The organism is Lentzea albidocapillata subsp. violacea (assembly GCF_900100275.1).
Classification (GTDB): Bacteria; Actinomycetota; Actinomycetes; order Mycobacteriales; family Pseudonocardiaceae; genus Lentzea; species Lentzea violacea.
In genome coordinates this window covers 88,174-100,321 of sequence record NZ_FNET01000027.1, presented here as the reverse complement: position 1 = coordinate 100,321, position 12,148 = coordinate 88,174, and the positions used below count along the sequence as shown (strand labels likewise).

14 protein-coding genes are annotated in these 12,148 nt (G+C 69.5%); 6 read left to right on the top strand and 8 right to left on the bottom strand.

Annotated elements, in window-relative coordinates; genetic code table 11:
- Positions 1 to 350: helix-turn-helix domain-containing protein (locus BLR21_RS37020; protein ID WP_143028041.1), on the bottom strand; the 350-nt coding region annotated here is incomplete at its 3' end.
- Between the two features lie 127 nt (positions 351 to 477).
- On the opposite strand from BLR21_RS37020, the gene BLR21_RS37015 reads away from it, so the two are divergent.
- Positions 478 to 2,088: an alpha/beta hydrolase gene (locus BLR21_RS37015; protein ID WP_090014018.1), complete on the top strand. Its 1,611-nt coding sequence runs from the start codon at positions 478 to 480 to the stop codon at positions 2,086 to 2,088.
- A gap of 46 nt (positions 2,089 to 2,134) precedes the next feature.
- On the opposite strand, the gene BLR21_RS37010 is transcribed toward BLR21_RS37015, so the two are convergent.
- Positions 2,135 to 2,854 carry a sulfite exporter TauE/SafE family protein gene (locus BLR21_RS37010; protein ID WP_090014016.1) on the bottom strand — a complete coding sequence of 240 codons (720 nt, stop codon included), beginning with the start codon at positions 2,852 to 2,854 and terminating at the stop codon, positions 2,135 to 2,137.
- Positions 2,855 to 2,917: 63 nt separating this feature from the next.
- On the opposite strand from BLR21_RS37010, the gene BLR21_RS37005 reads away from it, so the two are divergent.
- On the top strand, positions 2,918 to 4,681 hold the full coding sequence (locus tag BLR21_RS37005; RefSeq protein WP_090014013.1) for a LamG-like jellyroll fold domain-containing protein: 1,764 nt from the start codon (positions 2,918 to 2,920) through the stop codon (positions 4,679 to 4,681).
- Here BLR21_RS37005 and BLR21_RS37000 read toward each other — a convergent pair.
- Together BLR21_RS37000 and BLR21_RS36995 are read right to left on the bottom strand one after the other, a co-directional pair.
- Entirely contained in the window at positions 4,641 to 5,561 is a 921-nt protein-coding gene (locus BLR21_RS37000) for a sigma-70 family RNA polymerase sigma factor (protein ID WP_090014011.1), read from the bottom strand. The genes BLR21_RS37005 and BLR21_RS37000 overlap by 41 nt on opposite strands.
- A complete protein-coding gene (locus BLR21_RS36995; RefSeq protein WP_090014009.1) occupies positions 5,558 to 6,520 on the bottom strand; it encodes a helix-turn-helix transcriptional regulator in 963 nt (320 codons plus the stop codon). Before BLR21_RS36995 ends, BLR21_RS37000 begins: the two co-directional genes overlap by 4 nt.
- 184 nt (positions 6,521 to 6,704) lie before the next feature.
- On the opposite strand from BLR21_RS36995, the gene BLR21_RS36990 reads away from it, so the two are divergent.
- Positions 6,705 to 6,896 carry a S1 RNA-binding domain-containing protein gene (locus tag BLR21_RS36990; RefSeq protein WP_030478090.1) on the top strand — a complete coding sequence of 64 codons (192 nt, stop codon included), beginning with the start codon at positions 6,705 to 6,707 and terminating at the stop codon, positions 6,894 to 6,896.
- A gap of 38 nt (positions 6,897 to 6,934) precedes the next feature.
- On the opposite strand, the gene BLR21_RS43355 is transcribed toward BLR21_RS36990, so the two are convergent.
- From BLR21_RS43355 to BLR21_RS36970, 4 genes are all read right to left on the bottom strand, one after another.
- Positions 6,935 to 7,792: a hypothetical protein gene (locus BLR21_RS43355; RefSeq protein WP_218131076.1), complete on the bottom strand. Its 858-nt coding sequence runs from the start codon at positions 7,790 to 7,792 to the stop codon at positions 6,935 to 6,937.
- On the bottom strand, positions 7,789 to 8,250 hold the full coding sequence (locus BLR21_RS36980) for a hypothetical protein (protein WP_090014007.1): 462 nt from the start codon (positions 8,248 to 8,250) through the stop codon (positions 7,789 to 7,791). The genes BLR21_RS43355 and BLR21_RS36980 overlap by 4 nt, the downstream gene beginning before the upstream one ends.
- Positions 8,251 to 8,348: 98 nt before the next feature.
- On the bottom strand, positions 8,349 to 8,825 hold the full coding sequence (locus tag BLR21_RS36975) for a hypothetical protein (RefSeq protein ID WP_090014005.1): 477 nt from the start codon (positions 8,823 to 8,825) through the stop codon (positions 8,349 to 8,351).
- Positions 8,825 to 10,258 (bottom strand): helix-turn-helix domain-containing protein, encoded by a 1,434-nt coding sequence (locus BLR21_RS36970; RefSeq protein ID WP_256335177.1) that lies wholly within the window; start codon positions 10,256 to 10,258, stop codon positions 8,825 to 8,827. Before BLR21_RS36970 ends, BLR21_RS36975 begins: the two co-directional genes overlap by 1 nt.
- A gap of 382 nt (positions 10,259 to 10,640) precedes the next feature.
- On the opposite strand from BLR21_RS36970, the gene BLR21_RS36965 reads away from it, so the two are divergent.
- The 3 genes from BLR21_RS36965 (at position 10,641) to BLR21_RS36955 (ending at position 12,111) form a co-directional block, all read left to right on the top strand.
- Positions 10,641 to 11,129 carry a hypothetical protein gene (locus tag BLR21_RS36965; RefSeq protein WP_090014002.1) on the top strand — a complete coding sequence of 163 codons (489 nt, stop codon included), beginning with the start codon at positions 10,641 to 10,643 and terminating at the stop codon, positions 11,127 to 11,129.
- Positions 11,130 to 11,138: 9 nt separating this feature from the next.
- Positions 11,139 to 11,537, top strand: a complete 399-nt coding sequence (locus BLR21_RS36960) for a Rieske (2Fe-2S) protein (protein WP_090014000.1) — start codon at positions 11,139 to 11,141, stop codon at positions 11,535 to 11,537.
- 106 nt (positions 11,538 to 11,643) lie between these two features.
- Positions 11,644 to 12,111, top strand: a complete 468-nt coding sequence (locus tag BLR21_RS36955; protein ID WP_090014048.1) for a Rieske (2Fe-2S) protein — start codon at positions 11,644 to 11,646, stop codon at positions 12,109 to 12,111.
- Positions 12,112 to 12,148: the final 37 nt, after the last annotated feature.

The window sequence follows — 12,148 nt, the reverse complement described above, 5'->3', positions numbered from 1 at the left end:
GCCCGCGACCAGTGCGTCGCGTTCCGCGGAGTCTCCTCCAGCGTCGCGATCACGACATCCTCGACCTGATCCACCGTGATCGACGGCGGCCGGCCTGGCCGCTCCTCATCGACCAGGCCGTCCAGCCGATGCTGAAGAAACCGCCTGCGCCACTTGGTCACCGTGGTCGGGTGCACCCGCAGATCCTCGGCGATCTGCTTACCCGGCACACCATCCGCGCACGCCAGCACGATCCTGCACCGCTGCGCCAGCACCTGCGACGACTTCGCCCGCCGCGCCCACCGCTGCAGCGTCTCCCGCTCCTGCTCGGTCAACGTCACCTCAGCAGGAGGACGTCCAATCCGCGCCATCACCCCACCATAGACTTACCTGGCGGATTTCAGGCGCAGGACACTAGTTCGTTGAAGCCCGCCTGTCGCCTGACAACCCGACGATAGGCGGGTACAAACGGTGCACGGTCGGTGATGGGGTGCATTCGTGACGTCATCATCTTCAGCACGTGCCGTGCTCGCGAGCGCGCTCGTGCTCGGCACCATCGTTTCCGGCCTGGGCGTGGCGAGCGCCCAGACCGAGGCCTCGTCGAACGTCAGACCCGCTGCCTGGGGGCAGTGCGCGGCCGACATCCTCGCCACCCTGCCCGCCTCCGTGACGCCCGAGGAGCGCGCGAAGCTCACCTGCGCCGTTCAGGAAGTGCCCGTCGACCACTCGCGCCCGCGCGGTGAGAAGACCGGCATCGCCATGATGAAGCGCCCCGCGAACGACCCGTCGCGCAAGATCGGCTCGATCTTCCTCAACCCCGGCGGCCCCGGCGGTTCCGGCCTGCTGCGCGGCGCCGTCGCGAAGAACTACTTCCAGCCGTCCGTGCTGGACCGGTTCGACGTCGTCGGCTTCGACCCGCGCGGCGTCGCCCGCAGCGCGCCGATGCGCTGCTTCCGCACCCAGGAGGAGGCCGACTCGGTCAACGAGGGCTGGTACTCCCTGCCCATCACCAAGGCCGAGATCGCGAGCACCATCAAGCAGTCCAAGGCCTACACGGACTACTGCAGGATCAACGCCGGCCCGCTGCTGAACCACATGTCGACCGAAGCGGTCGCACGCGACCTCGACGTCATGCGCGAGGCCGTGGGGGACAAGCAGCTCAACTTCGTCGGCTTCTCGTACGGCACGCTGATCGGCTCGACGTACGCGAATATCTTCCCGCAGCGCACGCGGGCGATGGTGATCGACGGCAACGTCGACCCGCGCCTCCGCCTGACCAACGGCGCGGAGTACGACCGCCAGCGCGCCGACGGCTTCGAGATCGCCCTCGACGCCATGCTGAAGCGCTGCGACTCCGTCGGTGCCGCCAAGTGCGCGTTCGCCGGTGACGCCCGCGGCAAGTTCGAGGCTCTCAAGGTCGCGCTGGGCAAGGCACCCGCGACGTTGCCGGACGGCACGCAGGTCACCCTGTCCGGCCTGGTGGGCCGCGTCGCCGGCGACCTGTACTCGATCGTCCGGATCGCGCCGCTGGCCGCCTGGCTGCAGAACGTCCACCTGGCGCTGAACCCGTCCGCCGCGACCCTCAGCGTCCAGTCCACTGTGGAGCTGGCCGCGCCGCTGAACAACGCCGGCGGCCGCATGGACGTCGACCCGCTGCCCGACACCCCGTACACCGCGGACGACTCGTACTTCGGCGTCAACTGCACCGACAAGCCGTTCTCCCGCACCACCCGCAACTGGGAGAGGACCGCGGCGAAGTGGGAGCGGGAGTCGCCCACGTTCGGCCGCTACCAGGCCGCCGCGGACCTGCTGACCTGCGCCACGTGGCCGACGCGCAACCCGGACCGCTGGATCGGCCCGTGGCACCGCAAGACGAAGAACCCGATCGTCGTCGTGGGCAACTACTACGACCCGGCCACGCAGTACCTGTTCTCGCAGCGCATGGCCAAGCAGCTCGGCAACGCGCGCCTGATCAGCGTCGACGCGTTCGGTCACTGCATCCTGGGCCGCTCGGCGGGCACGGACGCGGCGGTCGCGAAGTACCTGGTGGATCTTGTCGCGCCGGCCGACGGCCAGGTGTTCCAGCCGAACGTTCAGCCGTTCGCCTGACCGGTTCGCCTGAAGCGGTGGCGGTGCTCGTGCAGCACCGCCACCCTCACAGCAGTGCGCTCCTCACGATCAGCACGACGGCACTCGCCCCCGCCACGATCAGCGTGGGAGTCCGGACGCCCTTCGCGTCGAACTTGGCGCGCAACGGCCCCGAAAGCAGGAATCCGGCGACCAGGAACGGGATCAGCAGCACACCGCTCCACAGCTGGTGCGCGGCGACGTTGCCGGTGACGGTCAGGCCGAGGATCGAGACGGCCGAACCCAGCGTGAAGAACGCCGCCAGCGTCGCCCGCACCTCCGGCCCGGCCTGGTTCTGGTAGAGCAACGCGACCATCGGGCCGCCGATCGACGTGGCCGTGCCGAACGAGCCGCTCGCCACGCCGGCGGTGACCAGCGACGGCGGGGTGGGGTGGGGGCGCCAGGAGGTGATCGACAGCAGCACGCACGCCAGCACCGCGGCGCCGACGACCACGCCGAAGCTCTTCGGGTCCAGCGAGTCGACGATCCAGATGCCGACGACCGTGCCCGGCAGGCGGCCGAGCATCGCCCAGCCGACGCCGCGCCAGTCCACGTGGCCGAACTCCCTGGCCAGCGACATGACCGCGTGCGCGCAGGCGATGACCAGGACCGGCACCGGGACGAGCGCCGGGTCCAGCAACGCGAGCAGCGGCACGGCGACCAGGGCCAGTCCGAAGCCGATCAGGCCCTGCAGCAACCCTCCGAAAGCGACGACCACGCCGGCGACCGCCAGCAACCCCCAAGACATAGTTCGCAATGCTATCGACCATTGTTCGCCTGCCGTTGGCCCAGCGCACCTACGCTCCGCGCCATGACCGCGTCCCGTCGTTCCTTCCTGCTCGGCACCGGTGCGACCGCCGCCGCTGCCGCCCTGGTCACGCCTGGTTCCGCCGCCGCTGACAACGTTGTCGGCGGCCGTCCCGACCCCGAGTCGCGGCGATTCACGCTCGCCGTGATCCCGGACACGCAGTACATGTTCGACCTCGACCGAGGCGACTCGGCGCCGTTGAAGGCCACGCTGCAGTACCTGATCGACCGGCGGAGGTCCGAGAACATCGTCTTCGTCAGCCACCTCGGCGACCTCGTCGAGAACGCACGCCAGAGCGAGATCGACGACATCAGCGAGCGGTTCGAGGTGCTCGACCGCCGCCGGATCGGGTACAGCGTGCTCGCGGGCAACCACGACGTGCCGGACTCGCGGCTGGACGACCAGCGCGGCCGCACGCCGTACCTCGACAGGTTCGGGCCGCGGCGGTTCCGCAACTCGCCGACGTTCCGCGGGGCGAGCGCGGACGGCTACAACACCTACCACGTGTTCCGCGCGGCCGGCCAGGAATGGCTGGTGCTCGCGCTGGACTGGCGCATGTCCGCCAAGGGTTTCGAGTGGGCGCGCTCGGTTCTGCAGCAGCACGCCAAGCTGCCGGTCATCCTCACCACGCACGAACTGGTCTACGACGGCGGTGACGGCACCGCCGCGATGTCCGACTACGGCCGCAGGCTGTGGAACGAGCTGATCAAGGACAACGACCAGATCTTCCTGACGCTGAACGGGCACTTCTGGCCGCCCGCCCGGACGACGATGCGCAACACCGCCGGCAACGACGTGCACGTGCACATCGCGAACTACCAGGACCGCTACTACGGCGGCGGCGCGATGATCCGGTTCTACCACTTCGACCTGGACCGCGGTGTGATCGACGTCCGCACCCTGTCGCCGTGGCTGCTCGGCAAGAAGTCGCTCAACCCGCTGGAGCGCAAGGAAACCGAGCTCACCGGCCCGGCCGACCGGTTCAGCGTGCCGATCGACTTCGAGCAGCGGTTCGCCCGTTTCGACCCGCCGGTGCTGCCCGCGCCGCAGCCCGTCCGTGACGTGCTGGTGCGTGGCACGGTCGCGTACTGGCGCCTGGGCGAGGGCCTGAAGGACCTGTCGGGCAACGGGAACGACCTGCGGCAGACCGGCTCGTTGACCGCCTCGGACGACCACAGCCGGCTCGCGCCGTCACACCGTTCGCTGTACTTCGGCAAGGACGGTCACCTGTCCACAGTGGACTCGGCGCCGGTGAACAGGGAGACGTTCGAGCGCGGCTACACCATCGAGCTGTTCCTCAAGCTGCCCACGGACTTCAACCATCCGTGGTGCGGTCTGTTCACGAAGCTCGCGCCCGGTGCCGCGGCCGGCAAGACCGGGGACGACCCGAGCGAGCCGATCGCGACCCTGAACGTCGCCGGTGGCGGCCAGCTGCAGTGGGCGGTGTTCCCGCGCAACCTGCCGGGCATCTCCACGAACTGGGGTCACGAGATGGACTACGAGACGTGGTGGCACATCGCCGTGGTCAACGACGGCGTGCACACCACGCTGTACGTCGACGGATCCCCGTTGCTGCGCAACCCGTCCACGCCCGCGCGCGGCATCTCGACCGCCGGTGACCCGTGGCTCGTCGGCGCCTACGCGTACGACAAGGTCGTCGAGAAGTCGTTGCACGGCTGGATCGGCGACATGCGGATCGTGAACCGGCCGCTGGACCGTGCCGAGTTCATGCGGTCGAGGGCAGCCCGAATCGCGGGAACAGACTGAGGTCGAAGAACGACGAGACGCGCGTGATCCGGCCCTTGCGAATCTCCAGTGTCTGGAGGTTGAACGGCCGGAACACGCCGTCCTCGGCGCGCAGGTAGAGCCCGAACGCGGGCTGGCCGTTCGCTTCGGTGACGATCATCCTGGCGCCGTGGGGGACCGACGGGCACTGGTTCGCGAGGTGCCACGCGACCATGTCCGGGCCCCGGTAGAACTGCGGGTACGGCGGCATCTCCCAGACGACGTCCTGCGCGAACATGCCGATGATCGCCGGGATGTCCTTGGCCTCGAAGGCTTTCACCCACCGGTCGAGCAGCGGCTTGGCCTCCGCCGGTTCGACGACCTCGTCCTCGGTGAGGTCCTTGAGCTGAGCGTGCGCCCGTTGCAGGGCGCTGTTGACGGCCGCCACCGTCATGTCCAGCTCGTCCCCGGTCTCGGCGGCGCTGAGCTTGAGCACGTCGCGCAGGATCAGCACCGCCCGTTGCCTCGGCGGGAGGTGCTGCAACGCCGCGACGAACGCCAGCCGGGTGGACTCGCGTTCGGTGACGATCGCGGCCGGATCGGTCGGGAACGGCTCCAGCCACGGGACCTCGTGGTCCTGGGTGAGCGGGTCTGCCTCGGTGGCCGCCTGGGTGCCGAGCCCGAACGGCAGCGGGCGTCTCGTGCGGCCGTCCAGGGCGGTGAGGCAGACGTTCGTCGCGATCCGGTACAGCCAGGTGCGGACCGACGAGCGGCCCTCGAACTGGCCGTACGCCTTCCACGCGCGCAGGTACGTCTCCTGCACCAGGTCCTCGGCGTCGTGCAGCGAGCCGAGCATCCGGTAGCAGTGCGCGAGAAGCTCCCGCCTGAACGGGTCCGCGGCCGTCGCGAAGTCCACTGTCACTCCCGCACTGTAATCGCGTTGCGGAGCCGGCCGATGAGAATCTCGATGTAGTCCCTGAGTTCGGCCGGTTCGTGCACGTCGAACTCGAAGCCCAGGAACAGCAGGTGGAACACGATCCGTTCGAGCGCGTCGGCGCCCGTGCGCATCAGGCAGGACTGGTCGTCGATCGGTTCCAGCGCCGCGGACATCGGCGTGGTGCGTTCCGCGACCGCCTGCATGGGTGCGTGGATCGTGAGCACCGCCTGGTAGGTGTAGACGCTGGAGGCGACCTGCCGTGACACGAACTCGCCGAGCGACTTCGCGGGCGGTTCGCGGGGCGTGAACCTCGCCGCGAGCGCGGGTTCCTCGGTGATGCGGTCCACCCGGAACGTCCGCCAGTCCTCTTTGGACACGTCCCAGGCGACCAGGTACCACCGGCGGCCGGTGTGCACGAGGCCCTGTGGTTCCGCCAGCCGTTTCGCGGGCTCGCCCTGCGTCGGGGCGTAGGTGAACCGCAGCTGCTGGTGGTCGCGGCAGGCGGCGGCGATGATCGTGAGCGTCTCCGGGTCGACCGTGGGGCCCGCGGCCGGCAGGGCGGTGGTGTGCGCCTGAAGTGCCTGCACGCGCCGCCGCAACCTCGTCGGCAGCACCTGTTCGAGCTTGGTGAGGGCACGGATCGACGTCTCCTCGATGCCCGCGATGGAACCGTTCGCCGCCGTCCTCAGTCCGACCGCGACGGCGACCGCCTCGTCGTCGTCGAGCAGGAGCGGCGGGAGTTCCGCGCCCGCCCCGAGCTGGTAGCCGCCGGCCGCGCCGGGCAGTGACGTGACGGGATAGCCGAGGCTGCGCAACTTGTCCACGTCGCGGCGGATCGTGCGCACGTCGACGCTGAGCCGGTCGGCGAGCTCCGGGCCCGTCCAGTCACGCCGCACCTGCAACAGGGACAGGAGCTTCAGCAGTCGTGCGGACGTCTCCAGCATGTGGGGAAGTCTAGATTCCGTTGCGGACAACGGCCTGCGGTGGTTAAGGTTCTCGTCATGACTGCCGGGTCGGCCTTGTGCCGTGAGCGGAACGGTTGCCCGGCCCTGACTTGATCAGGGCCCCTCCAGCCCCGCGCCTATCTGCTTTGTGGGATACGCGCTCAGGGAGAGGAGGTGATGCGCAATGCTTCCCAACGTTGGTGATGTCTTTTCGGGGAAGGTCGTCTCGACCGTTCCCTTCGGTTCGTTCATCGAGCACCCCGCCGGTGCACATGGGCTCCTGCACGGCCGGCAGGCCGAGGTCGGTGCTTCGGTGCAGGTGAAGGTGCTCGCGGTGGACGCCGAGCAGCAGCGGTTCAGCCTGGAGCTGGCGTGAGTTGAGTGCTCGGGCAGAGGCGCCCTGCCCGGGCTTTCTCACGGTTTCCGGTAGTCCGCGCATTCGCCGGTCAGGCGGTCGTGCAGGGTCTTGCGGTGCCCCTCTTCGAGGGGTGCCGGACCGAGCGCGTCCGCTGGGCTGGTGACGTCGTGCAACAGCCGGTACAGCACGACATCCGTTGCGGTGTAAAGCCAATCGTCCGCCTTGCCGGGCGGCGCGGCGGGTCCGAGCATGTTCTCGAACCACGCGGGGAACAGCAGATCACGTGCCACCGCGTCCTCGATGCGCGCGCGGATCAGCTGTCGTGTGTGCGCGATGGCCTCGTTGCCGGCCGACTTGGCGACGGTGTCCTTGGCATGCGTGTCGTCGTCCGGGGCTTCCGGGCGTTTCCGGTCCGAGATGGACCGCCACTGCTTGTAGTTCTTGCGCCACAACGCTTCCGCCGTGGGCGGGAGGTGCGTCAGGGCCTCGGCCGCGTCGATCGCCTGCAGGGCCAGCCGGTCGTACTCGGCGATGGCCTTGCGCGTGTCCTTGGCTTCCTGCGGGGTGAAAGCCCTGCGGGCGTAGGCTTCCTGGCCCTTGAGGATCTTGGCGAGCTGTGCCTCGTCGATCTCGGGCCAGTCGTCGAAGTTCGCCTTCCGGGTCTCGCCCGCCCGGACCTTCCGGTTCAGTGCCACCAGAAGACGTTCCAGGCGGTGGACGCTCTCCGCGAGCTCGGTGACGCGGTCGTCGGTCCTGGTGAGCTTGCGCGCGGTGTCCTTGAGCTGGTTCGCCTGGCTGAGCTGGTCGTGCGCCGCGTCGGTCTGGGCGTGGTCGATGCGGGTCTCCAGCGACTTCAGTTCCTTCTTGAGCCGCTCGACCTTGCCGTCCAGTGCCTTGACCGGGTCGATGTTCATCTGAGCGTCCTCCAGGCCCACCAGGCGATGCCCGCCGCGGTGATGAGTGTCGCCCAGCCGCCGGCCAGCGGGGTCAGGAGGGTGGCGCCCAGCGCCGCGGTGATCGCGGTGGTCCTGGCCCGCGGTTCGAAGATCCGGCGGCCCGCCGGATCCACCAGGACCGACGCGGCCGTGGCCACCGCCACCAGGAGCGAGAGCAGCGACCAGGCGTCGAACCAGCCCACGGCGACGATCAGCGCCGCGGCGGTGGTGGCGGTGGCGATCGCGCGGTTCGGGGTGGTCAGCCTGGCCGCCTCGACGTCCCTGCGGGCCTGCATGACCGCTTCCACCTCGGCGTTCGTGGTGGTGAGGAGGGACTGGAAGTCCGGGCTGCCAGGGCCTGCGGACCGAAGGACTCGCAGGGCTGTTCGCAGGGACTGCTGGCGGTCGGCCAGGCGAGCGAACTGATCGGCTGCCATGCCCCGAAATCGTGATCAAGCTCGGTGGGCGGGGCTAGGCCTGTGAGGGGAGTTGGTCCGGTTGCCGGATCAACTTCCCTCACTCGGCCTAACGATCCTCAGGGTTTCCTGCGCGCCCCGTCCGGCCAGACGACCTCGATCGGCACGCCGGAGGCGCGGGCCTGCTCCACCACGTCCGCCGTGCCGCCCCTGCCCTGGGCCGGGACGCCGTCCCACACCGCCACCAGGAGCTCGACGGAGGCGAGCATGCGTTCGTTGGCCGCCACGTAGGCCTGCCGTCCGCTCGACATGTGCGGGAGGACGCTGACGACCGTGGCGGCGGCGCGGAGCTCGTCGTAGTCGGCCACCTGGTGCGGTTTCAGGCGGTCGCGGTAGTCCAGAGCGGGCAGGACCACCTCCACCTCACCGCCCAGTGCCAGCACGGCCCTGGCGAAGACCTGGTCGGCTCCCGGGGCCAGGCAGGTCACGCCCACCAGGGTGGTGCCCAGCCGTTCCAGGGCCTCCGTGATGGCGGCCTGGACGGCTGGGACGCACTCCGGGACCAGGTTGCTGTGCCCGGTGATGCCTACGCGCATCAAGCGGTCCGGATCGCTCTGATCGCGTCCCTGGTGTCCTGCACGGCGGGGATGTGGCGGTGCCGTGCCGCTTCCTTCGCGAAGTCCTCGAGCTTGCGCAGGACTCGGCCCGAGGAGAGCTTCGCCGCCGTCGGCAGGACCTCGTTGATCAACCCGCACGCTGCCTCCGGGTCTCCCGCGACCATTTTGGTGCGCGCCAGTCCGATCACGTCGAAGGCGCGGTTGCGCACCTTGGACGGGTCCCGCAGTGCCAGGGCCCGCCGGATGTGTTGTTCGGCGAACACGGCCTGGGACGGGTCGTGCAGGGCGAGGTCGCGGCAGCGGGCGCCGATGACGCCCTCGAGCTCGGCCTCGTCGAAGTTGTGCAGGTAGCGCGGCTCGTTGTCCGCGACCCGCTGGGCGAAGCTCTCCTGCGCCATGCCCACGGCCTGGTGGAACTCACGGGTCTTGCCCATGCTCGCGTAGGCCCAGGCCTCGCGGGTGAGCAGGAGCGCCCTGAGCGTCGGGGTGCCGGTGCGGCGGGTGCCGTACTGGCCCAGCTGGACCAGCTCCAGGCCGTCCTCGGGGCGGCCCAGGTCGAACATCTGCCGCGCCATGGCGGCCAGGCACAGCGCCGCGAAGCCGTCGTTGTGGCCGGCCTTGGCCATGCGGATGGCCAGCACGTAGTAGCGCTGGGCCGCGTTGTGCAGGCCGGCGTCGAACGACATACTCGCCGCCACCTTCGACAGTTCCGCGCCTATGAAGAACGCGCGTTCCGTCGTCGGGCCGGACGGTGCCCGGCCCAGGCGTTCGGCCAGCTCGTCCAGCTGACCCAGGACGGCCTTGCGGGCCAGTCCGTAGCCGCCCCGGCCACCCCAGCCGCGCAGCCCGTCCGCCACGCGTTGCAACGCGAAGAGCTCCTCCTCGCTGATCGCCGAGTGCGACGACCACTTCGACAGGTTCTGCAGGGGGTGCAACCACCGCTGCAGCGGCTCGACCAGTGCGGAACCCACCGTCACCGCGGCGGCTCCGGTGAGCGCCGCTCGTCTGCTGATCGCCAAGTCGCTCCTCGCCGTCTCCTCGACCGAACGGGCAATGCTCGTCGCCTCCCAGGGGGCGGCGAGCACGTCTGGCGGGCCCGTATCGGGTGAGCCCACCTGAGCTGGGATGACGACGCGGTCGAACCACAGTCGTTCGCCCGGTACACCGAGCACCAGCGCGAAGTGGCGCAGCCGGTCGAGCCGGTCGATCTGGTTCTCGCCCGACTCGTAACGCGAGAGCTGCGCCTGGCTGATGCCGAGCCACGCCGCCATACGGTCCTGCGTGACCCGGCTGAGGTGCCGGGGGTGGTGCCGGTACGCGGAGATCAGCGCACCCATGTCGCGGTCGTTGCATGCGGCGGCGATCGCGGGGTGGTCCCAGAAGTCGTTGGGGACCTCAGGTGGTCCGTGCACGTCCGCACGAGCGTTGCGGCGGCACCGGTGACACAGCCGATCGGAGTTGTCGGCGGCGATGAACGCCCCACACGGGCAAGCGCGTCTGGATTTGGGTCTCGCTGCATCCATCGGCCTCGCCCCCGTCACTGAGCGTTTCCCCAGTGTACGGACGTGTGATCGTCAGTCCATCCATCTCATGCATAAGACGTAATGGGTTCGCGTGTCGCAGTCCGGGTACCTCCACCCGGTGGATGAGCTTCATACGTCCGCTGCATGGGGCCCATGCAGCAGGCGAGTGGTGTTGGCGGGAAGTGAGAAGGACCCTGCACAACGTCAGGCTGCGGGTGGATCCCCGTGGCTTGACCAGTGCCTGACCCACCAACGGGGAGGACAACCGCCGATGAGCCTCACGACCGCGGAGACCGGCACGGCCGGGATCCCACAGAACAGAGGACACGCACGGGCGATCGGGGAGGCCGTCGCGGGCTACCGGTTGCTCGGCTGGCAGGTGACCGTCACCGAGCAGGGTGTGTTCCTGCCCCTGGGTCCCGCCACGACAGCCTTGGCGATGCCGGCGCGGATCGGGTCGCGAGTCCTGGCCGACCTGAAGTCGCGGATGCTCGCCGGACCGGTCACGGTGATCCCCGGCCCCCGCGAACACTGGATCTTCCTCGCCGAACTGGTGGCGTTGCTGCCCACGCACCTGAAGGCGCCGCCGGAGGTCCAGTTCGTGCGATCGCCGCACCGGATCGCGCTCCCGCCGACGATGACCAGGTACGGATCGCTGCGCTGGGCGAACCCGCCGTCGCACTCGCGGCACTGGTTCCCGCCGTTCACCGCCGTGCTGGCGCTGGCCCGGCAGGCCGCCGCGGAGGACCAGCGCCGATAATCGGTCCTCGTGGATCGTCGTTCAGTGTTGTTGTGTGGGCTCGCTGCCGCCTTGAGCGCCTGTGGCGAGCCCGCTCCTCGCAAGACGGGTGGTGCCGGCACCGCCCGGCCAGGAGACCGTGTCGTCGCCGTCTCCTCGGTGCCCGACGGCTCCGGCGTGCTGGTGGACATGCCCGGCAACGCCCAGCTGTTGGTCGTGCAACCTCGATCGGGTGAATTCCGTGCCTTCAACCCGGCCTGCCCGCACGTGGGTTCGATGGTCAACCCGCCTGCCCGCGGCGTGATCACCTGCCCGTTGCACGGAAGCACCTTCGACGCCTCGACCGGCGCTGTCCGCAAAGGACCCGCGGAATCGGGTCTCGCCGAGGTCGCCCTCGTCCGTTCCGGAGACGATCTGGTGCTCGGCTGAGACCTGTGCGTTCGCTGTGCATCCGGCTTCTCGCTGAACTCTCGCGGACCTGTTCGCGTAATGCTGTGGTGTGACCCCGAACACCCACCACCACGGAGGATCGGTCGTGAACACCGAAAGCCTGGTCAGCAGGCGCGCGGCGCTGTGCGGAATCGCGGTTGCGCTCGCCGTGCCCAGCGGACTCGTGACGGCGTGCAGTTCCACCCCGACCTCGACCGGATCCGGAACCACACCCACCCAGGGCGGTTCGACCCCGACGGGATCCGCCGGGACCAGCGGCACCGCGCTCGTCGCCCTGGCCGACGTGCCCGAGGGCGGCGGGGCCGTCGTCGACGCACCCGGCGGCAAGAAGATCGTCGTCGCCCGGATCTCCGCCACCGAGGTGAAGGCCTACGACGCGACGTGCCCGCATCAGGGTTCGATGGTCGCGGAGCCTTCCGGCGGCACCATCACCTGTCCTTCGCACGGCAGCCAGTTCGGTGCCTCCGACGGCGCGGTGAAGAAGGGGCCGGCGACGACCGGGCTGCGTGCGGTCTCGGTGAAGGTCGACGGCGACCAAGTGGTCCTGACCTGACCCTTTCTGTTTTTGTCGGACCGCGTCGATAGTCTGG